Below are 20,635 nucleotides of genomic sequence, written 5' to 3'. Positions count from 1 at the left end.
AACCGGCTTCGCCGCCTGTTCGACCGTATGTCCGGCGGCCGGCGGGGCGACCCGAGGATGTGGCGGCGCGGTCTGGTCGTGGCCCTCTGCGCGGTGCTGCTGGCCGTGGTCATGCTGGTGCACTCGCACATTCCCAACACCATCGGCAACCTGGGCAGCCTCATCGAGACGTTTCTGCCCTGGCTGGGGCTCCTCGTCCCGGTGCTGCTCCTGCTCGCCGTCATCCGCAAGTCGGCGACCGCGCTGATCGCGCTGCTGCTGCCGTCGCTGGTCTGGCTGAACCTCTTCGGCGGCCAGCTCAGCGACAAGACCGTCACCGGCGGCGACCTCACCGTGGCCACGCACAACGTCAACGCCGACAACCCGGACCCGGCCGGCACCGCCCGTGACGTGGCCGCCTCCGGCGCGGACGTACTGGCCCTGGAGGAACTGACGGCCTCCGCCGTCCCGACGTACGAGAAGGCGCTGGCGTCGACCTACCGCTACCACTCGGTGGAGGGCACGGTCGGGGTGTGGAGCAAGTACCCGCTGACCGGCGTACGGGCCGTCGACATCGACCTGGGCTGGACCCGGGCGATGCGCGCCACCGTGACCGCCCCGTCCGGGCAGGTCGCGGTCTACGTCGCGCACCTGCCGTCGGTGCGCGTCAAGATGGAGGCCGGCTTCACGGCCCGGCAGCGCGACCGGAGCGCGGACGCCCTGGGCGAGGCCATCTCCCACGAGCCGCTGAAGAACGTCGTGCTGCTCGGCGACCTGAACGGCACCATGAACGACCGCGCGCTCAACGCCGTCACCTCCCAGATGCGCTCCACGCAGGGCGCGGCCGGCAACGGCTTCGGGTTCAGCTGGCCGGCGTCGTTCCCGATGGCGCGCATCGACCAGATCATGGTCAGGGGCCTGGATCCGGAGAGCTCCTGGACGCTGCCGGAGACCGGCAGTGACCATCTGCCGATCGCCGCCCGTGTGAAGGTCGCCACAGACGGCTGAGTAGGGCCGTAGGCGGAATAGCAGGCCTGAGAGACTTTGTTCCGTACTTGAACATACGAAAGTACGGATCCCCCAGCAAGACTCGAAAGGCTTCCTCATGCCCCTGGCCCTGCTCGCCCTCGCCGTGGGCGCCTTCGGCATCGGTACCACCGAGTTCGTGATGATGGGGCTGCTGCCCGATGTCGCGGACGACCTGCACATCTCGATACCCAGCGCCGGCCATCTGGTGTCGGCGTACGCGCTGGGCGTCGTCATCGGCGCCCCGCTGCTGGCCGCGGTCACGGCCCGGATGTCCCGCCGCACGGTCCTGATCAGCCTGATGGGACTGTTCGTCGCGGGCAACGCCCTGTCGGCCCTGGCGCCCGACAACGGCTGGCTGCTGGCGGCCCGCTTCCTGAGCGGCCTGCCGCACGGCGCCTTCTTCGGTGTGGGCGCCGTCGTCGCGACGAACATGGTCGCCCCGGAGCGCAAGGCGCGCTCCGTCTCCCTGATGTTCCTCGGCCTGACGGTCGCCAACGTCCTGGGCGTGCCGGTCGCGACCCTCATGGGCCAGAACCTCGGCTGGAGGGCGACCTTCCTCGGCGTCAGCGCCATCGGCCTGGCGGCGATCGCCGCGCTCGCGTTCCTGATCCCGCACGACCACGAGCACACCACCGCACAGGGCCTGCGCGGCGAACTCGCCGCCCTGCGCTCCCTCCCGGTCTGGCTGTCGCTCGGCACCACGGTCGCCGGCTTCGGCGCCCTCTTCTCGGCGTACAGCTACATCACGCCGATGCTCACGGACGTCGCCGGCTACGCCGGGGCCAGCGTGACCCTGCTGCTGGCGCTGTTCGGCGTCGGCGCGACCGCGGGCAACCTGCTCGGCGGCCGGCTGGCCGACCACTCCCTGCGGGGCACGCTCTTCGGCGGCCTGGGGTCCCTAGTGGTGGTGCTGGCGCTGTTCCCGCTGCTGATGCGCACGGAGGTCACGGCCGCCGTGGCCGTGATCCTGCTCGGCATGGCGGCCTTCGCCACCGGCTCCCCGCTCCAGTTGATGGTCATGGAGAAGGCCTCCTCGGCCCCCTCCCTGGCCTCCTCCGCCAACCAGGCCGCCTTCAACCTGGCCAACGCGGGCGGCGCCTGGATCGGCGGCCTCGCCCTGGCCGCGGGCTTCGGGGTCACCTCCCCGGCCCTGGCGGGCGCGGCCCTGGCCGTCCTCGGCCTGGCCGTGGCGGCGGTGGCGTACACGGTGGACCGGCGCCGGGCCCCGGCCGCCGGACGCGAGCGGATCGTGGCGAGCCACGTCCCGCAGGAAGCGGAGACGGTGCGTCACTGACCGTTGGTACGCGCCGGTGAGGTGACTCGGGCGGCAGTCCGTGGGGTTGGTCCCACGGGCTGCCGCTCTGTTTCATCGGCTCGGTGTCAGCGCGCCGGCCAGTTGATCGAGTCCGTCGAACCGTCCGTCGAAGTCGTCGGAGCGCGTCGGCGGATCCCCGGCCGGCCGGCGGACGTAGGCGGTCCGCATGCCCGCCGCCCGAGCTCCGCGCAGGTCCCAGGCGTGCGTGGCCACCATGAGGACGCACTCCGGTGGGCATCCGGCGGTGTCGAGGGCGAGCCGGTAGACCTCCGGTGCGGGTTTGTAGGCGTGGACTGCCTCGGCGGACAGGGCCTGATGCCAGCGCAGCCCCGCATGCGCGTTGAGTCGCGGCAGAGCGGTGCGGCCGGCGTTGGAGAGCCCGACCACGGGGAACCGCCGCGCGAGCCGCTCCAGCCCGGCGACGGAGTCGTCCCACGGGGGCAGGCGCTGCCCCGCCGTGGCCAGCCGGGCGACGGCAGCCGGATCGGTGATCCCGGCCCGCTCGGCGACGAGCCGGGCGGCCTCCGCGTCGATGATCTCGGCGTTGGCGTACGGGCGGTGCCCCTGCTCGATGCGCCGCTGCTCACGCTCGCAGTGCCGCTGCCACAGGCTGACCCATGCGTCGACGGCCGCCTCGTCGGCTGCGGGGGCCGCTTCGCGCATCGCTGCCCTGAGCCCGCTGGATTCATCGACGAGCGTTCCGAGGACATCGAAGACGACGACCTCGATATCGCGGATCCCCCTCATACGACCTCCTGCGCTCACGACTGTCGTCACCTCTTCAACTGGTGACGATGTTGCCCGGATGTCTCGTCACCGGTCAAGATGGTGACGTGGATTTCACCTTCGTGAGCGGCGACCCGGCCCTCGACCTGACCGGCACCGTGCTGAGCCGCCGGGACGAACCCGTCGACCTCCTGGCCGCGCCCGCGGATCTCGAACGGTGGGTGGCCGCGTGTGACGGGCTTCCCGACCGGGTGAGCGTCGACAGACGGAACTTCGCGTCGGCGCTGTCCTTGCGAGAGGCGCTCTACCGACTGGCCCTCGACCGCGTACTCGACCGCCCCTTCGACCCGGGCAGTCTCGACCTCGTCAACGGCACGGCTGCCGGGCCGCCGTGCGCGATCGAGCTCGGCGACACGGGCCTGCGCACATCGGGGGACCTCCCCGCGGCACTGTCCCAACTGGCCCGGAGCGGTATCACCTTGCTGGCCGACCCCCACGCCTGCCTCAAGGAGTGCGGCCGCCCCGGCTGCACTCGCGTCTACCTGGACCGGTCACGGGGTGCGCGGCGGGCCTGGTGCGGGATGGAGGAGTGCGGGAACCGGGTCAAGGCCGCGGCTTATCGGGCGCGGAGACGGGGGGCTGTCGACGCTGTGGGGCCTGTGGGGCCCTAGCAGGATCGTCAAAGTGTCACGCTCACTCCAGGAGCGATGCGAGGATGACGACCCCGCCCTGGCCCTGACCCTGTTCCCGGAGCCCGCATGCCTTTACGGACAGGCACCACCCGCCCCGTACCCCTGCTCCTGTCGATCGTGCTCGCCGCCGGCACGCTCACCGGCTGCGCGCTACAGGAACTCGCCAGGGACTGCGGAGGGACCGACGACCGGGTCAAGGAGATGGCCGCGCTCGGCATCCTCGACTCCCGGCCCGCCGGGGCCACCGTCGCGCGGGGCTTCGAGAAGGTCGACGCCGGCTGCTGGGCGGACAGCGGCGATGTCTCGGTGTACGCCAACCGGACCTACGCCTTCCCCGGCACACGGGCCGAAGTCGCCGCACACTACCGGACGGCGGCGGAACGAGACGGATGGGCCCCGCCGGCCCGTGCGGCCTCGCCCGATGACCTGTGCTTCGCAAAGGAGGGGATGTCCCTGCGGATCGCCTTCCTCACCGCCGAGGGCCTCGCGGAGGACGGCCACGGAAGCCGCCCCGACCTCACGGCCGGGGCAGGCTACTCGATCAGCGCCGACTCGTTCGTGAACAGCGGCGCCGAGGCGGGCTGCTAGGGCCTGTCGTCTGGATCAGGTCGCAGGGAAGCGGCGGCACCTTGTCAGCCCCGCGTCTGCGGCGCGATCCGGACGGCAGGCCCTGGAGGCCGCGCCCCTCAGACCGACTCCCGCCACCCGTTCGTGATCGGCAGCCGGCGGTCCTTCCCGAAGCCCTTCGCCGAGATCTTCGTGCCCGGCGGGTACTGGCGCCGCTTGTACTCCGCCGTGTCGACCATACGCAGCGTCTTCGTGACCAGCTCCCGGTCGTAGCCGGCCGCCACGATCTCGTCGGCGCCCTTGTCGTGGTCGACGTACAGGTCGAGGATCGCGTCCAGCACCGGGTAGTCGGGGAGCGAATCCGTGTCGACCTGGCCCGGGCGGAGTTCCGCGCTCGGGGGCTTGGTGATGGAGTTCTCGGGGATCGGCGGGGTCTGGCCGCGTTCCCGGGCGGCCCTGTTGCGCCACTCGGCAAGGCGGAAGACCGACGTCTTGTACACGTCCTTGATGGGGCCGTACGCGCCGACGGAGTCGCCGTAGAGCGTCGAGTAGCCGACCGCCAGTTCCGACTTGTTGCCGGGGGCCAGGACGATGTGGCCCTCCTGGTTGGAGATCGCCATGAGGAGCGTGCCGCGCAGGCGCGACTGGAGGTTCTCCTCCGCCAGGCCGGTCAGGCCCAGCGAGTCCATGTACGCGTCGAACATCGGCTCGATGGCCACGGTCCGGTAGTTCAGGCCCGTGCGGTGGGCCATCTCCGCCGCGTCGTCCTTGGAGTGGTCCGAGGAGTACTTCGACGGCATCGACACGCCGTACACGTTCTGCGCGCCCACCGCGTCGCACGCGATCGCCGCGACCAGCGCCGAGTCGATGCCGCCCGACATGCCGATCAGGACCGACTTGAAGCCGTTCTTCGCGACGTACGCCCGCAGGCCCACGACCAGCGCCGAGTAGACCTCCTCGTCGTCGTCCAGGCGGTCCGCGTAGCCACCGGGGAGCTCCCGCTCGTAGGGGGCGAGCGGCTTCTCGGAGACGATCACGCGGTCGATGCGCAAGCCGTCGTCCACGACACCTGTGGGCGCTTCCGCCAGCGCCTCCGGCAGGTCCAGGTCCAGGACCACACAGCCCTCGGCGAACTGCGGCGCCCGCGCCACGACCTCGCCGTCCTTGTCCACGACGATCGAGTCACCGTCGAACACCAGCTCGTCCTGGCCGCCGATCATGGCCAGGTACGCGGTCGTGCAGCCGGCCTCCTGGGCCCGCTTGCGGACCAGGTCCAGGCGCGTGTCGTCCTTGTCGCGCTCGTAGGGGGAGGCGTTGATCGAGACCAGCAGGCCCGCCCGCGCCGAGCGCGCCGCCGGGACCCGGCCGCCGTCCTGCCAGAGGTCCTCGCAGATGGCCAGGGCGACATCCACGCCGTGGACGCGCAGGACCGGCATGCTGTCGCCGGGCACGAAGTAGCGGAACTCGTCGAAGACGCCGTAGTTCGGCAGGTGGTGCTTGGCGTAGTTCAGGACCACCTCGCCGCCGTACAGCACCGCCCCCGCGTTCTGCGGCGCGCCGGCCGGCTGGCCGTACTTCGGCTGGGCGGTGGCGCTGCGGTCGAGATAGCCGACGATCACCGGCAGCTCGCCGAAGCCCTCGTCGGCCAGACGGGCGGCGAGACTCCGCAGCGCCGCCCTGGAGGACTCCACGAAGGACGACCTGAGGGCCAGGTCCTCGACGGGATACCCGGTCAGCACCATCTCGGGGAACGCCACGAGATGCGCTCCCTGCTCGGCGGAGTGCCGGGTCCAGCGGACGATCGACTCGGCGTTCCCGGCGAGGTCGCCGACGCTCGAATCGATCTGGTTCAGGGCGAGACGTAGTTGAGGCACGCCGTCCAGTGTAATCGTCAGTGCGACACAATGGGGTGGTGTGAGTCACCCCACACCACCCCGTCCGCTCCCGGAGCTCAGCGGCGCCGGTACGACTCGACGTAGCCGCTCGCGGGCGTGCCCACGCCGGTGACGTCGTCGTAGCCCTTCACGGCCGCGAGCGAGCTGTCCTTGCCCAGGCTGCGCACGGACGTGGCCAGACCGCCGGTGGCGTCGTAGCCGTTCACGAAGTCCACGCGGGCCACGGCGAGGCCGGAGCCCGTCGGGTCGTCGGTGACGTCGTGGTAGACCTTCGAGCCGGCCTTGGCGTAGATCGCCGGGTTGGCGAAGCCGATCGGCTTGCCGCCCCGGGCCTCCTGGGCCAGGGCCTGGACGGCGGCGACGGTCGGCGCGGCGAGCGAGGTGCCGCCGATGCGGTACTCGCCGTACGCCTGCGTCTTCCCGTCCGGCTGGGTCTGCGTCTGGCCGACCAGGAAGCCGGTGTTCGGGTCGGCGATCGCCGCGATGTCGGGGACGACCCGGTTGCCGTCCGCGCTGTTGGCCTTGGCCAGCGCGTCCGGTACGACACCCTGCTGGTAACCCGGCTCCGCCACCGTCCTGCTGGTGCCGCCGCCCGCGCCGGAGGTGAAGGCGCCGGGGAAGTCCGTCCAGCTCTTGCCGTCGGCCGACAAGCCGGCCTTCTCTGTGCCCCAGCCGGTCTCCCAGAGGTACTTGTCGCCCTTGCCGACGGCCAGCGACGTGCCGCCGACGGCGGTGACCCACGCCGAGTTGGCCGGGGAGTCGACCTGCTTCGTCCCGGAGCTCGCGACCTCGTCGCCGTCGTCGCCTGAGGAGAAGTAGAAGCCGATGCCCTCGACCGCGCCGAGCTGGAAGACCTGGTCGTAGGCCGCCGCGAGGTCAGGTGTCTGCGCGGCCTCCACCTCGCCCCAGGAGTTGGACACGATGTCGGCCAGGTGGTTGTCGACGACCTTGCCGAGCGCGTCGAGCAGATCGGCGTCGGTGCAGGACGCGGCGCCCACGTAGGTGACGTCCGAGGCCGGCGCGACCGCGTGCACGGCCTCGACGTCCAGGGTCTCCTCGCCGTACCAGCCGGAGGCCGAGCAGTCCTTGGTGTTGGTGTACGTCGCGGGCAGCACCTGGTGCAGTTGCCCGGTCTTCCACGCCGCGTCGCCGTTGCGCTTGGCGTAGGTGGCGGCGTCGTAGGCGATGGTCGGGGAGGCGTACGCGTCCGTGATGGCGACCCGGACGCCCTTGCCGGTGCGCTTGCCCGCGCCGTAGGCGGCCCGCAGCTGCTTGCCGGTGTAGCCCTTGACGGCGTACGGGATCTTCGTGCCGTACGCGTCCGGGAGCGTGCTCGCGGTCTTCGAGCCGTAGTACGAGGAGAACGGCCCGGCGTTGCGGAACACGGTGTCCGGCGGCGGCAGCCGGTCGTCGTGCGTGACCATGTGCGGCGCGTTGTCCAGGCCGGTGACGGTCAGCACGGCCTCGGCCAGGCTCGCCGGGACGGAGGCGGTGCTCGCCGGGGCGCGGTAGGTCTTCGCGCCCTTGGCGAAGTCGTGCAGTTGGGCGCCGAACGCCTTCTCGGCGGCGGCCACGTCGCCGGTGACGGAGACGTAGTGCTGCGTCACACCGGTGACCGTCAGACCGGCGGCCTTCAGCCAGGACGTCACCGCCGCCACCTGGGCCTTGGTCGCGCCGAAGCGGGCCCGCGCCTTCTCGGCGGTCAGGTACTTGCCGTACGAGGCCGACGCCGGGTCGGACACGGCCTTCGCGTAGGCGGCGAGACCGGTGGCGTCGCGGCCTCGGAGATACACCCGGGCCGACATCCGGGCGCCGTCGGAGGTGGCGCCCCTGTCGGCCTTGGCCGTGGCCCACGCGGGCCGGGTCCCGGCCAGCAGGTCGCGGAGCGGGTGGTCGGCGGCGTGCGCCGCGGGTATGCCGAGCGCCAGCGCACCGGCGAGCATCGGCAGTGTCGCCGCGATGCTCACCCCAGTGCGCGCCTTGGCGCGGTTGGATCTCATGGAACCCCCTGTGCGGTTCGTCGCGAGTGATCACTCGACGGTCGCCACTCTCGCGACGAACCGTTCATGTCAGGGGAATGCGAAACCCAAGAAGCGTTCTACACAGGCCAAGAAGTGCCCAAGGCGCCGCAAGACAGGGCGATTTGAGGCTTACGCCCCAGGGGGTTCGTACGCTACGAGCGCGGCGCGGCGCCCCGCTCCTTCAGCAGGTCCGCCATCAGGCCGATCTCCGACTGCTGCGCCTCCACCATGCCCTGAGCGAGGCGCTTCTCCACGCCGACCGTGCACCGCTCCACACAGCCCTCCGCCATGTGGACGCCGCCCTTGTGATGGTCCGTCATCAGCTGGAGGTAGAAGATCTCCGCCTGCTTGCCGTTCAGCGTGCCGAGCTTCTTCAGCTCGGTGTTGGTGGCCATGCCCGGCATCAGCGCGCCGTCCTTGCCGGAGGCCATGTCACCCATGTCCATCCAGGCCATCGGCTCGGAGGACACCTTGGGCAGCCCCCACAGATCGAGCCAGCCGATCATCATGCCGCGCTGGTTGGCCTGGGTCTGCGCGATGTCGTACGCGAGGCGCCGCACGTCCTCGTCCTCGGTGCGGTCGCGCACGATGTACGACATCTCCACGGCCTGCTGGTGATGCACCGCCATGTCCCGCGCGAACCCGGCGTCCGCGGACTCGGCGGAGGGGGTCCGGCTGCTGCCGTCGTCCCCGGCGACGGCGTAGGTGATCCCGCCGGCCGCGACGAGCGCCGTCACCGCGGCCCCGGCGACCAGACCGGCGTGCCTCACTGCGACAGCCCGTTCGTGCAGGCGGCCCCCGGCTCGGGCGTCTGCTCGCCCTGCACGAACTTCTCGAAGAACTTGTCCACGTTCGGGTCGCTCGCGCCCGTCACCGTGCGCTGGTGGCCCCACGCCGAGAGCATGATCGGGTCCTGCTGGTCGTCCATCGGGCTCATCAGCGTGTACGGCGTCTTCTTCACCTTCGCCGCGAGCGCGTCGATGTCGGCCTTCTTCGCGTCGGCGTTGTACGTCACCCACACCGCGCCGTGCTCCAGCGAGTGCACGGCGTTGGTGTTGTCGAGCTGCTTGGTGTAGACGTCCCCGTTGCAGTTCATCCAGGCCTGGTTGTGGTCACCGCCGACCGGCGGCTCGGAGGCGTACTTCACGGCCTTGGTGACGTGGTTGCGGGCCAGCTTCCCTTCCCAGGTCTTCACACCGTCCTCGCCGGTGACGAACTTCCCCTTGCCCGAGGTGTCCTTCGCGGCGGCGGTGTCACTGCCGCCGTCGCCGGACTGGGACCGCACGAGCACGACACCGCCGCCGACGAGACCGCACACGACCACCACGCTGGCCGCGATGACGAGGATCCGGTTGCGGCGCTCACGGGACTGCTCGGCGCGCCGCATCTCCTCTATCCGCGCCTTGCGTGCCGTGCTGCTCTTGTTGGCGGAGCCCATGAGGTGTCCTTCGTGGGAAAGGTGGGACGGTCGGCTGAGCTGATCGTAATGGGGGGAACGGGGCGCCTCGTAGGGCGGCGGAGGGAATGGGCTGAATCGATATGGCACCGACAGGTGTCCGACAGCTTCGGAAGCTTCGGTCCGACAGCTTCGGAGATTCGGGGCCCGGATAATTTGAACCGCAGATTCCCATTACCTACGCTGCGGGTATGCGGCTGCTGCGCTCCACCGATCTCGCCCTGCGGGTCCTCATGCGGCTCGCCGTCGCGGGCGAGTCGAGTCCGACGACCCGGGAGGTCGCGGACGGCATGGACGTGCCGTACACGCACCTGGCCAAGGTCGTCGCCGAGCTCCAGCACATGGGGCTGCTCGAGGCCCGCCGCGGCCGCGGTGGCGGACTCACCCTGACGGAGCGGGGCCGTACGGCGTCGGTGGGCGCCGTGGTGCGCGCCTTCGAGGGCGACGGCGACGTGGTCGACTGCGAGGGCAGCACCCCCTGCCCCCTGAACTCCGCCTGCCGGCTGCGCGGCGCCCTGCGCCGGGCCCAGGAGGCGTTCTTCGCCTCACTGGACCCGGTGACGGTCCGGGACATCGTGGCGGAGCCGACCGGGGCGCTGCTGCTGGGAATCTCGCGGGGAAGCCTCTAGTCCGCCCAGGACCTCAGGCCTGTCCCGCCAGCCACAGGTCCGGACCGAACACCTCGTAGTGGATGTCGGCCGGGGCCACGCCCTTCGCGATCAGCTGAGCCCTCACCGCCCGCATGAACGGCAGCGGCCCGCACAGGTACGCGCGCGTGCCCGGCGCGACCGGGACGCCGGCGAGGTCGACAAGACCGGAGTGGGTGCCCGCCGGGGCGTCCTGCTCATACCAGAGGTGGACGGCCGACTCCGGAAGCTTGGCCGCGTAGGCCTCGTGGTCGGTGCGCAGGGCGTGGGTGGCGGGTGAGCGGTCGCCGTGTACGACGGTGACCGGGGCGCGGTGCCCCGAGCCGGCGAGGTGCGCCAGCATCGCGGTCATCGGGGTGACGCCGATTCCCGCCGAGGCCAGCAGCAGCGGTGTGCCGGGGCCGGCGTCCAGGACCAGGTCGCCGTAGGGCTCCGACAGTTCGAGGACGTCACCCTCCCTCACGTGCGCGTGGAGGTGGTTCGAGACCTCGCCGTCGGGGGCGCCGTCGCCCTGCACACGCTTCACGCTGATCTGTCGCAGCAGCGGTCCCGGCGCACCGGAGAGGCTGTACTGGCGTATCTGCCGGGCGCCGTCCGGGAGGGCGACGCGGACGGAGGCGTACTGGCCCGCGAGGAAGTCCCGCACTTCGGAGCCGTCGGCGGGCCGTAGCCGGAAGGTGACGACGTCCGCGGTCTCGGTGACGCGCTCGACGACCTCCCAGGTCCGCCAGCCGGGCCCGCCGCTCTCCTCCAGCAGCCGCTTCTCGACGGCGATCAGCGCGTTCGCCATCAGCCAGTAGACCTCGTCCCAGGCGGCGGCGACCTCGGGCGTCACGGCGTCGCCGAGCACCTCGGCGATGGCGGCGAACAGGTGCTCGTGGACGAGGCCGTACTGCTCGGGCGTGACGCCGAGCGAGGCGTGTTTGTGGGCGATGCGGTGCAGCATCGCGTCCGGCCGCTGCTCCGGACGGTCCAGCAGGTGCGTCGCGAAGGCGGCGACGGAACCGGCGAGCGCCTGCCGCTGGGTGCCGGCGGCCTGGTTGCCCCGGTTGAACAGGTCCCGCAGCAACTCGGGGCGGGCCGCGAACAGGCCGGCGTAGAAGCGCTCGGTGATCTCCCCCAGGGCCCCGCCGACGGCGGGGAGTGTGGCGCGGACGGTGGCGGCTGACTGCTCGGACAGCATCGGGGCTCCTCGGGTGCTCGGCTGTGCGCACGATATTTAAAGTTGCATCTGAGATGCAAATTAAGCGGGTGGAGCAGCCGGGCGGACCGGCCGTTACGGATGTCACCGCGAGCAGGCACTATGGGCGGAAGAGCAGTTCACCTGCCGTATGTGAGGCGTTCGGCCCCGGGCCGGCCGGGCGATCATGGTGCGCAACGCGTACGAAATGGTGGTGTGGTGGGATGCTCAGGTGCCCGACCGCCTCCCGTGGTACGGAAGAGAAGGCGGCCTGACCAGCAAGGATGGGGAAGCGGAAGATGGACAAGCAGCAGGAGTTCGTACTCCGGACCTTGGAGGAGCGCGACATCCGGTTCGTACGCCTGTGGTTCACGGACGTGCTGGGCTTCCTCAAGTCCGTCGCCGTGGCCCCGGCCGAGCTGGAACAGGCCTTCGACGAGGGCATCGGCTTCGACGGCTCCGCGATCGAGGGCTTCGCCCGGGTCTACGAGTCCGACATGATCGCCAAGCCCGACCCGTCGACCTTCCAGATCCTGCCCTGGCGTGCGGAGGCCCCGGGCACGGCCCGCATGTTCTGCGACATCCTCATGCCGGACGGCTCCCCGTCCTTCGCCGACCCGCGCTACGTCCTCAAGCGCGCCCTGGCCCGCACCTCCGACCTGGGCTTCACGTTCTACACCCACCCGGAGATCGAGTTCTTCCTGCTCAAGGACCGCCCGCTGGACGGCTCCCGCCCCACTCCGGCCGACAACTCCGGCTACTTCGACCACACCCCGACCAACGTCGGCATGGACTTCCGCCGCCAGGCGATCACCATGCTGGAGTCGATGGGCATCTCGGTCGAGTTCTCCCACCACGAGGGCGCCCCGGGCCAGCAGGAGATCGACCTGCGGTACGCCGACGCGCTCTCCACGGCCGACAACATCATGACGTTCCGCCTCGTGATGAAGCAGGTGGCGCTGGAGCAGGGCGTGCAGGCGACCTTCATGCCGAAGCCCTTCTCCGAGCACCCGGGCAGCGGCATGCACACGCACCTCTCCCTCTTCGAGGGCGACCGCAACGCCTTCTACGAGTCGGGCTCGGAGTACCAGCTCTCCAAGGTGGGCCGCTCCTTCATCGCGGGCCTGCTGCGGCACGCGGCGGAGATCTCCGCGGTCACCAACCAGTGGGTCAACTCCTACAAGCGCATCTGGGGCGGCGCGGAGCGCACGGCGGGCGCGGGCGGAGAGGCCCCGTCGTACATCTGCTGGGGCCACAACAACCGCTCGGCGCTGGTCCGCGTCCCGATGTACAAGCCCGGCAAGACCGGCTCGGCCAGGGTGGAGGTCCGCTCCCTGGACTCGGGCGCGAACCCCTACCTGGCCTACGCGCTCCTCCTGGCCGCCGGCCTCAAGGGCATCGAGGAGGGCTACGAGCTCCCGCCCGGCGCCGAGGACGACGTCTGGGCCCTCTCCGACGCCGAGCGCCGCGCGATGGGCATCGAGCCGCTCCCGCAGAACCTCGGCGAGGCCCTGACCCTGATGGAACGCAGCGACCTGGTCGCCGAGACCCTCGGCGAGCACGTCTTCGACTTCTTCCTGCGCAACAAGCGGCAGGAATGGGAGGAGTACCGCAGCGAGGTCACGGCGTTCGAGCTGCGGAAGAACCTGCCTGCGCTGTAAGGGCAGGTCAGAGCAGGTTTCTTGCCGCATTAATGTGTGGGGCCGACGATTGCGTATCGTCGGCCCCATGCTGTCTTAGTGTCCCCGGGGCCGTCTCTGGGCCGTCCGGTGCTGGATGCGGCTTGCCTAGCACTGGACCGCACCTCCCTATGGCGGACGCGCCTGGCTCTGTCTACGCGCCGCGAGAGTGTGAGCTCTGCAACCTGAGACCACAGGTGTTAGATCGCAAAGCACCACCAAGACCGCAGCTATATGGGCGGTGGTAGGCCATGGGGGTGCCGCCACGTCAATGGTCAGAGAGCAAAGAGCCAAGAGGATCGCAGTGAACCCGATGCGAACGGCAGACTCGCGGACGAGATAGGTGAAGTGCCTCCCTTCCTTCTCTGCGACGAAGGGACCTGCAATCAATAGGGTGGCCCCCACGAAGAGCAGAGTCATAGTCTGCCGAGAAAGGCTAGACGCTGGCTCGCTGTCCGAACTTGTGAAAAGTTGCGTCCAGGCGGCCAGGGCGATGGCCCCTCCTAGGACCGAGACGTCGAATTGGCGTTGAGTTTTGGCGACCCACTTGAGATGGGCTTGACTGATGTTTCCTGCTGGGGTTGTCGCTGATACCAGTGCAGAGCTCTGGGTAAGCCCTCTCTTGAGGCGCCCCCAGGGCTTTGGTCGGTTTGCGGATGGCTGGCTGAGGGGGGCCCCAAGGTCGTTGAAGGTGCACAGCTTGAGGTAATGCAGGATCCAAACCGCCCTCCCTATAATGGCTATCAGGAGATAGAGGGGGAGGGTGTAAATAGTTCCGGAGATGTTGACGTCTATCATGGTTTTGGGCACGGCGGAATTCGGAGGCACTCTTCGCCGTCGAGGCTCTCGTTTCCGTGTGGGCATGAGTACGAGGCTTCCACTGGCTTGTAGCCGAACGTTGTCGTGGTCATGCCTACGAACTGTTCGGCTAGCTCCAGATAATCCTTTGAACTGGCTGCATCCCCTAGGGCCAGGTGCGCAATTCCAAAATCGGTGAGAGTCCCAGCTATTGCCCCCAGAGTGGGAATTGCATTGATCTGGTGCAGGGATTCGAAGGGTACCTGCTCTGGGAAGTGTTTGATCCACGGCATTACTGCGTCCGCAGTAATGCGGACGGTCGAGTAGTCGCCGTCTGCTATTGACTGAGCAGTCTCCCTCCGCAGTTCGGAAAGCGCTTCGAAGAGTTCACCGAAAGCTGCGGTTTCCGCATTGGGGAGTTCAACCATGATGCCCGCCCCTTACGGGTTGTTCCTCGCTCACAATCAGGGTCTCACGTGGGTCGAAGACCTGCATGCCGAGCTTGGCGGCGACACTCTGGAGAGGGCCCCCATGGGAATGGTCACCCTCACGGTGGCCATTCCTATGGGGGGCAAGGCTTAGTGTGCTGGCTTTTAGCGTTGCGCCACTCGTTGACGGATCTCGTACATGGCGTCGACTGCGTTGCGAGTGCGCTCCTCACTGCTGGGCATCAAGTGCGTGTAGACCCGGAGCGTGAACCCCGGATCGTTGTGCCCGAGGTAGTGGCTCAGGGCCTTGATGTTCTCGCCGGCGTCCAGCAGGACCGAGGCGTAAAAGTGCCTGAGTGCGTGCATGCCGTGTTCACGGGCCGCCTGGTGACGCTCGCCCGGCTTCGGTTGGGGGATCACTCCGGCCGCGACGAGAGCGGGCTTCCACGCCCGGTCGTTGAAGTCGGTACGCCGAACCGCACCCGCGCCATCGAGACGGGTGAACAGCAGCCGCTTCGTGACTTGCGGACCGTCCACCCGGAGCCAAGGCAGGGTGATCTCTATCGGAGGGAAGGCCTCCATGTGCTGCTTGAGGACGTGTGCCACGCGGTCCGGCAAGGGGACGTCGCGGACCTTGCCCCGCTTCGGCGGGGCGAACACGAGACCCTCCTTCGTCACTTTCACCTGGTTCACGATGTGCAGCCATCCGGAGTCGAAGGCGATCTCGTCGACGGGAAGCCCGAAGATCTCCCCTTGCCGGAGCCCGCATCCCCCTCCGAGGTCGACTGTCGCGCGGAAGCGCTTCGGCAGTGCTGCCCGAACGGCGAAGACGCGCTCTGCGCTCCACGGCACAATGCGACCAGTCCCCGCAGCAGGCGGACGCACTGATTGCGCGTGACACGGGTTCTTCGGCAGGTGACCGTCGTCAACTGCAGCATTGAGGACCGTCGATACGTTGTTGTAGATCACGCGCCGGTACGACGACGCAGGGACAACCCGTTCCAGTTCGCTGAGCCAATCCCGGATGTGTTCCGGCTTGAAGGAGCCGAGCGGTCGCGGTCCCAGGTAGGGGATTGCGTGGCCGCGAATCGCGGACTCCACTGACTCTCGCGTGGTCATGTCGGTGGTCTGCGTGTTCAGCCACTTCTCGGCGTACTGCCGGAACGTCACTCGGCTCGCGGCCGGGTCCACGTACTGCCCCCGAGACATGTCCGCCTCGATGTGGGCGAGCCACTGATCGGCCAGTCGCTTCTGTCCGTCGGGGAATGACTTGCTCTTCTCGGTTCCGTCCGGGCCGATGTAACGGGCGCGGTAGCGCATCCCGGTGCCGTAGCGGTCCGTGCGTACGCGACGGGGCTTGCCGGCGGCGCCGGGTTCGGTCTTGTACCACCGGTCTTGGATGTGGCCTGCCATCAGGCAGTGATCCTCTCGACATGCAGCAGGGAGAGCCGCTTATGCGACTCTCCCTGCTGTGTGGTGGGTGTTTGGTTAGGCGGCGGCAGTCTCGGCGTGCTTGCGCTGGTCTACGTAGGCCCGTACGTCGGCGGGGTCGTAGCGAAGGTGCTTGCCGATGCGGAAGCCGGACGGGCCGGTGCGCTTCTTGCGCCACTGGTAGACGGTTTCCAGGGGCACCTCGAACATCTCGGCGATGTCGTCGGGAGTGAGGTACCGGTCCGGGAGGCCGCCTCGGAGAGTGGTGCGGGGGTCGGTGCCTGTCGGCGTTGCCATCGGGACTCCAAGAGGGGAGGGCAGGGCCGTGTGTGTCCGAGGTGCGGATTTCTGCGTCACCCGCGTCATCTGCGTCATTCGCCTCTCTGACCTGCGGTTTCGGGGTGACGCAGGAATCTGGGGGTGTGTCACCGGTGACGTAGACCTTCGTCATCAGGTGACGCAGGTGACGCAGGATGACGCAGAGATCGGCTGTCTGCGTCACCGCTGTTTCGGCAGGTCACAGGCCGTTTTCGGGGTGTGGGTGACGCAGGTGACGCAGCGTCTTCCTACTTCGGACAAGAGGGGGGTGGTGTCTGTTGTGGTGTGCGGCTCAGCGAGTGAAGAACGGGCCGCTTCGCGGCGCGACCATCGCAGGGCGGCGCCGCCGCCGAACAGCAAGAAGAGCACGCGGCGCCGGGTGCTCCTCTTGCTTGTTCGCGCGGCCGTGGTGCCGCGCGGTCAGAAAGCCGCTTCCTGCTCCGGCGGCGGTGCGGCGGTCGGCCGCGCGACCTCGATGTAACGGGACGTCTTGGTACGCCCCCAGTCGATGAGCACGCCCCGGGCGGCGAGGGTGGGTTGCAGCCGCTTGAGACGGTCTGAGAGCACCTTGCCGGTGGTAGGCCACCCTTTAGGCAGGGGACGGAAGTCCTCGCCCCCGTAGAGGCCCGTGAGGCAGTGCAGCCACTCGGCCGACGTCATCCGCTGATCGGTGCCCGGGTCGATGCCGGCGGCGTGCTTGAGCACGGTCTGCGCCAGCAAGTCGCCTTCAATGACGTCGTCGTTGAGGTCGTCCAGGCTGGCCCGGTAAGCAGCCAGCGCCCCCAGACCGGTGGCCGCGTCGAGTTGGGCACACAGGTGCGCGAAGTCGGCCATACGCAGGTCCGTCGGGATGTCCGCCTCAGCCGTGCGCACCTGCACCGTGAGGTCCAGGAGCGAGCCGAGGATGACGGGCAGCACCTCTGCGAAGTCAGACCACAGTTCCGCCTCGGTACGCCGGACGCGGGGGAGTTCCAGCCGCAGGGGCAACAGCCGTTCGGCGAGGTCGGGCCGGATGACGCCGACGTCGATGCCGGTCAGGAGCAGGGGGCGGCGGTAGCCGACACGGAAGACGTCGCCGTCGGTGAACAGGGCGCGCTTGACGTTCTCGGCGCCGGTCACGATGCAGCACATCGCGTCGGACAGCTCCGGGGTCATGTGGGAGAGGTTGTCCAGGGCGGTGACCCACCCGGCCGCCACGGCCGTGATCAGGTTCTCCTCATCCTTGGGCGCCCGGCGCAGGTCTCCGGTCATGCCCTCGATGATCCGCACAAGCATCCGCCCACCGGTGGACTTGCCCGCCCCCTGCGGACCCGTGAGGAACGGGGCCGGGACGGGCACCGTCGGCCCGAAGCAGCCGATGAGCCAGGCGATGGCCAGGCACTCGGTCTCCGCGGTGGCGAAGTTGCACAGCCGCATCAGCAGATCGATGCCCTTGCCGTCGGTGTCCTTCGCGGGCAGAGGGAGTTCGCCAGTGAGCTGAGTGCGGCGCCAGCACACCTCACGCGGGTCCGGGGTGAGCACGTCCCATCCGGTGGGGTGGATACGCACGGACTGTCCGTCGCTGCGGCCCAGGTCCAACCACGTGGCCCCGTCGAATCCGGGGGCGACACGGATGTGGACGGACTGCACGTCCTCGGTCAGCGCGAGTGCTTCGATCAAGTCCAACGCCTCCTTGAGCGCGGTGCCGTTGAACACGCCGATGCCGTCCTTGAACAGTCCGACCATGAGTTCCTGCCGGTGGCTGCCCGTCGTGCCCTGGGAGCGGATCGGGCGGGCCACGGGGTGGCCGTTGCGCTGCGCGTACACGGTGCCGTCGGCAGTGCGGAAGTACCGGAAGTGGGATTGCGCGTAGTCGGTGATGACCTGGCGAGCCGGGTTCTTTTCGTCGTCGGACATGGTCACAGTCCCAACATGGTGCGGGCGTTGTTCCACGAGTCGGTGCAGTGCCGCAGGGTTTCGCCCTTGGTCTGCGCGGCGGTGAACAGCCGCGTGACGTGGACGTCAGTGAGGCAGCCGCACCGGCCATGCGTGGACAGCACGGCAAGGAACGTTCGGTACACCGTGGTGTGGACCGTGCTGCGGGCTTCGGTGATGCGCTGCTCCGCCATGGCGATGCCACGTTCCAGGTAGGCGGGCGTGCGGTGGCGGCAGTCCCCGCCCACGGCCCTTGCGGGCACGGCGACCGCATATGGTGCCGGGCGGGCCGGGGAGAATTCCTTGACGGCCAGCGCGCGGACGGCGTCCGGCAGGGCGGTCATGGTGCCGGTGCCGGGACCGAGGTAGCGGGCGTAGGACATGGTCGACTTGATGTCGACCCCGGGGCGGACCGCGTTGGGCGAGGCCATGGCGCCCCGGTAGATCCAGTGCTCACCGCGCGTCGTCGGCACAGTTCGCGTAGCGGGCAGGGCGGTGCGGGCCCATGCGATGGCTTGCGCGTCGTCCAGGTCGACCACGGTCAGCCCGGCGGCGCCGGGGTGGTAAGCGACGCAGACGGCCCGCCGCCACGCCGCCGCCCACGCGGGCGAGACGATGACCGCCGGGTCGGTGGTGGCTGCGGCCCACGCATGGCAGACCCTCCGGCAGCGGCACGGGCCCGGAGTTTTCATGTTCGGTCGGCCACCGCACGCGATGCCCGCACAGGCCGTGCAGTTGCCGAACGGCACCTTGCCCCGGCGCAGGGGCAGCACGGGTACGCCAGACGCCGCGAGGCTCAGCGCGGTGTGCAGGGGGTAGAGCGTCGCGCTCATGCGGCGGCCCTCCCTTCCAGGGCGAGGAACTGAGCAGCGATCCACTGGGCGTAGGCCGGGGGCACGGCCTTGCGGGCTTCGAGGTTGGTCATCCAGGTGCAGCCCATGGCGTCGGCGTAGGCGCGCTCGCCCTTGTGCTCGAAAGCCAGCAGTCCCTTGCGGTGCCAGCAGGGCGCGACCAGGTCCCCGCCCCCGCCCCACGACGTCTCGAAGACGCGGTGGCGGCGGACGTTGAGGCCGAACTGGGTCCCGCACAAGAGGTAGTCCGGGCGCAGAACACCAGCCGCGGCGGTCTCGGGGACGTTCTCCATGACCCACGGCCGTCCCGTCGCCTCCATGACCTGACGGCCGGGCCCGATCAGGTCAGGGTGGGTCTCGGGGTTGCCGCGCCACCTGGTGACGGTGGCGTAGCGCTCGCACGGCCAGGACCCGTGGATCAGGTCGAAGGTGTGGCCGTGTTCGGCGGTGTAGTCGATGCCGTCGGCCTGGACGAAGGGGAAGGGGTAGTTGGGCTGCGGGCGGATGTCGACGCCCACGACGTCGAACCCGGCCAGGTAGTAGCCCATCGAGAGCCCGCCGGCTCCGCTGCACACGTCCAGCACCCGCAGGCCGTTCGGCCGCCGCATGGGCAGCACACGCGCGTTCACGCGGCCACCCCCAGACGGTCCGTGGCGAGCAGGCTTAGGGCGGCCGTGCCGATGTGGTGGGTGTAGGCGGGCGGGATGCACTCGCGGATGCCGTCGCGGTTCATCCACGGCACCCCGAGTACGCGGCGGGCCAGGTCGACGCCGGAGAAGTTGCCGACGAACTGCCCGTAGTGGCCGGGCGGGACGGGGCGGCCCATCTTGGCCTGCGGTACGAGGTGCGAGGGGTGGTCGGGCTGGGCGAGGGTGAAGCCGCCGCCGGTCTCGAAGAACCGGTGCCGGTAGTTGGCCAGGCCGAACATCTGCCCGCACAGCATCACCGGTGCGCGCAGCTTGGGCACCGCGCCCCGCACGTTCTCCATCACCCACGGGCGACCGGTCGCTTCCAGCGCCGCGCGGGTGGGGGCGATCAGGTCGGGGTGGTCGTTGGACTGGATGCGCTGGCACTCGCTGTCGTGCTGGCACGGCGGCGAGGCGTGGATGAAGTCGAACTCCGCGCCGTGCTCGCGAACGAACGCGATCGCGTCCGCCTGCACGAACCGGAACGGGTAGCGCGGCTGAGGGTCCTTATCGACGCCGGTCACGTCGAACCCGGCGTCCTCGTAGCCCTTACCGCCGCCGCCCTGGCAGCAGAACAGATCCAGCAGAGTCGGCTGACGGCCGGGCACTCGCCGGAAGGTGGCGGGTTGCGTCATGCTGGGAGACCTCCACAGGTCAAGTGGTTGGCAGGTGGACAAGGGCGGCCCTGTGTTCTTGGCGGAATCGGGGGGCCGCCCTTGGCGTAGCTAGAAGGGCGGTTCGTCGCTGTAGCCGCCGGGCGCCCACGGGGCGCTGTCACGGCGACGCCGGCGCATCCAACGCGGCAGGCGCGGGAGGGGCAGCAGGATCACGGCCCACTGCGTCCAGCACGGGCAGGGCTCCCAGTAGGTACCGGCGTACTCGCCGGTGTGGTCGCCGTAGTCGTGCGCGATGCCGCCCTCTCCCCGGCAGTCGCGACAGTCGGGGCGAGGGGTGTCGGACAGGGACAGAGCCCGGCGGGGGCAGTGAGTGACCTTGATGCGGAGTCGGATCACGGGTGTCGGT

19 protein-coding genes and 1 pseudogene are annotated in these 20,635 nt (G+C 69.6%); 6 read left to right on the top strand and 14 right to left on the bottom strand.

What is annotated here, in order from left to right; all coding sequences use genetic code 11:
* Positions 1 to 26: 26 nt before the first annotated feature.
* A pseudogene (locus ACIBK5_RS14360) lies at positions 27 to 987 on the top strand (endonuclease/exonuclease/phosphatase family protein); the annotation flags it as partial.
* A gap of 97 nt (positions 988 to 1,084) precedes the next feature.
* A complete protein-coding gene (locus ACIBK5_RS14355) occupies positions 1,085 to 2,302 on the top strand; it encodes an MFS transporter (protein ID WP_399019414.1) in 1,218 nt (405 codons plus the stop codon).
* A gap of 72 nt (positions 2,303 to 2,374) precedes the next feature.
* Here the strand turns inward: ACIBK5_RS14355 and ACIBK5_RS14350 are convergent, their stop codons facing one another.
* Complete coding sequence (locus ACIBK5_RS14350) at positions 2,375 to 3,070, bottom strand: haloacid dehalogenase type II (protein ID WP_399019412.1); 696 nt, start codon at positions 3,068 to 3,070, stop codon at positions 2,375 to 2,377.
* Positions 3,071 to 3,156: 86 nt separating this feature from the next.
* Between ACIBK5_RS14350 and ACIBK5_RS14345 the strand changes: the two genes are divergently transcribed.
* On the top strand, positions 3,157 to 3,720 hold the full coding sequence (locus ACIBK5_RS14345; RefSeq protein WP_399019410.1) for a CGNR zinc finger domain-containing protein: 564 nt from the start codon (positions 3,157 to 3,159) through the stop codon (positions 3,718 to 3,720).
* A gap of 87 nt (positions 3,721 to 3,807) precedes the next feature.
* Complete coding sequence (locus ACIBK5_RS14340) at positions 3,808 to 4,329, top strand: hypothetical protein (RefSeq protein ID WP_399019409.1); 522 nt, start codon at positions 3,808 to 3,810, stop codon at positions 4,327 to 4,329.
* Positions 4,330 to 4,427: 98 nt separating this feature from the next.
* Here the strand turns inward: ACIBK5_RS14340 and ACIBK5_RS14335 are convergent, their stop codons facing one another.
* The 4 genes from ACIBK5_RS14335 to ACIBK5_RS14320 all read right to left on the bottom strand — a co-directional run bounded on the left by ACIBK5_RS14335 (position 4,428) and on the right by ACIBK5_RS14320 (position 9,662).
* Positions 4,428 to 6,182 (bottom strand): NAD+ synthase, encoded by a 1,755-nt coding sequence (locus ACIBK5_RS14335; RefSeq protein ID WP_399019408.1) that lies wholly within the window; start codon positions 6,180 to 6,182, stop codon positions 4,428 to 4,430.
* A gap of 77 nt (positions 6,183 to 6,259) precedes the next feature.
* Entirely contained in the window at positions 6,260 to 8,203 is a 1,944-nt protein-coding gene (locus ACIBK5_RS14330) for a protease pro-enzyme activation domain-containing protein (protein ID WP_399019406.1), read from the bottom strand.
* Positions 8,204 to 8,376: 173 nt separating this feature from the next.
* Positions 8,377 to 8,994: a DUF305 domain-containing protein gene (locus ACIBK5_RS14325; protein ID WP_399019404.1), complete on the bottom strand. Its 618-nt coding sequence runs from the start codon at positions 8,992 to 8,994 to the stop codon at positions 8,377 to 8,379.
* Positions 8,991 to 9,662: a DUF3105 domain-containing protein gene (locus ACIBK5_RS14320; protein ID WP_399019402.1), complete on the bottom strand. Its 672-nt coding sequence runs from the start codon at positions 9,660 to 9,662 to the stop codon at positions 8,991 to 8,993. Before ACIBK5_RS14320 ends, ACIBK5_RS14325 begins: the two co-directional genes overlap by 4 nt.
* Before the next feature lie 209 nt (positions 9,663 to 9,871).
* On the opposite strand from ACIBK5_RS14320, the gene ACIBK5_RS14315 reads away from it, so the two are divergent.
* A complete protein-coding gene (locus tag ACIBK5_RS14315) occupies positions 9,872 to 10,309 on the top strand; it encodes an RrF2 family transcriptional regulator (RefSeq protein ID WP_399019400.1) in 438 nt (145 codons plus the stop codon).
* A gap of 13 nt (positions 10,310 to 10,322) precedes the next feature.
* On the opposite strand, the gene ACIBK5_RS14310 is transcribed toward ACIBK5_RS14315, so the two are convergent.
* Positions 10,323 to 11,510, bottom strand: coding sequence for a globin domain-containing protein (locus tag ACIBK5_RS14310; protein WP_399019398.1), 1,188 nt, complete (start codon positions 11,508 to 11,510; stop codon positions 10,323 to 10,325).
* A 296-nt stretch (positions 11,511 to 11,806) separates the two neighbouring features.
* Between ACIBK5_RS14310 and glnA the strand changes: the two genes are divergently transcribed.
* A complete protein-coding gene (gene glnA, locus ACIBK5_RS14305; RefSeq protein ID WP_184596240.1) occupies positions 11,807 to 13,168 on the top strand; it encodes a type I glutamate--ammonia ligase in 1,362 nt (453 codons plus the stop codon).
* 812 nt (positions 13,169 to 13,980) lie between these two features.
* Here glnA and ACIBK5_RS14300 read toward each other — a convergent pair.
* From ACIBK5_RS14300 to ACIBK5_RS14265, 8 genes are all read right to left on the bottom strand, one after another.
* Positions 13,981 to 14,412: a hypothetical protein gene (locus ACIBK5_RS14300; RefSeq protein ID WP_399019396.1), complete on the bottom strand. Its 432-nt coding sequence runs from the start codon at positions 14,410 to 14,412 to the stop codon at positions 13,981 to 13,983.
* A gap of 165 nt (positions 14,413 to 14,577) precedes the next feature.
* The gene (locus ACIBK5_RS14295; RefSeq protein WP_399019394.1) at positions 14,578 to 15,825 is read right to left on the bottom strand and encodes a tyrosine-type recombinase/integrase; all 1,248 of its coding nucleotides are present in this window, start codon (positions 15,823 to 15,825) and stop codon (positions 14,578 to 14,580) included.
* Positions 15,826 to 15,900: 75 nt separating this feature from the next.
* The gene (locus tag ACIBK5_RS14290) at positions 15,901 to 16,140 is read right to left on the bottom strand and encodes a helix-turn-helix transcriptional regulator (RefSeq protein ID WP_399019392.1); all 240 of its coding nucleotides are present in this window, start codon (positions 16,138 to 16,140) and stop codon (positions 15,901 to 15,903) included.
* Between the two features lie 441 nt (positions 16,141 to 16,581).
* Complete coding sequence (locus ACIBK5_RS14285) at positions 16,582 to 18,057, bottom strand: ATP-binding protein (protein ID WP_399019390.1); 1,476 nt, start codon at positions 18,055 to 18,057, stop codon at positions 16,582 to 16,584.
* Between the two features lie 2 nt (positions 18,058 to 18,059).
* Positions 18,060 to 18,908: a bifunctional DNA primase/polymerase gene (locus ACIBK5_RS14280; RefSeq protein WP_399019388.1), complete on the bottom strand. Its 849-nt coding sequence runs from the start codon at positions 18,906 to 18,908 to the stop codon at positions 18,060 to 18,062.
* Positions 18,905 to 19,555 carry a DNA cytosine methyltransferase gene (locus ACIBK5_RS14275; RefSeq protein WP_399019386.1) on the bottom strand — a complete coding sequence of 217 codons (651 nt, stop codon included), beginning with the start codon at positions 19,553 to 19,555 and terminating at the stop codon, positions 18,905 to 18,907. Before ACIBK5_RS14275 ends, ACIBK5_RS14280 begins: the two co-directional genes overlap by 4 nt.
* A complete protein-coding gene (locus ACIBK5_RS14270) occupies positions 19,552 to 20,247 on the bottom strand; it encodes an SAM-dependent methyltransferase (protein WP_399019384.1) in 696 nt (231 codons plus the stop codon). The genes ACIBK5_RS14275 and ACIBK5_RS14270 overlap by 4 nt, the downstream gene beginning before the upstream one ends.
* A 90-nt stretch (positions 20,248 to 20,337) precedes the next feature.
* Complete coding sequence (locus ACIBK5_RS14265) at positions 20,338 to 20,625, bottom strand: hypothetical protein (protein WP_399019382.1); 288 nt, start codon at positions 20,623 to 20,625, stop codon at positions 20,338 to 20,340.
* Positions 20,626 to 20,635: the final 10 nt, after the last annotated feature.

It is taken from the genome of Streptomyces sp. NPDC050546 (genome assembly GCF_044457425.1).
In the GTDB taxonomy this organism is placed as follows: domain Bacteria; phylum Actinomycetota; class Actinomycetes; order Streptomycetales; family Streptomycetaceae; genus Streptomyces.
This window is presented reverse-complemented; position numbering and strand designations above follow the sequence as displayed.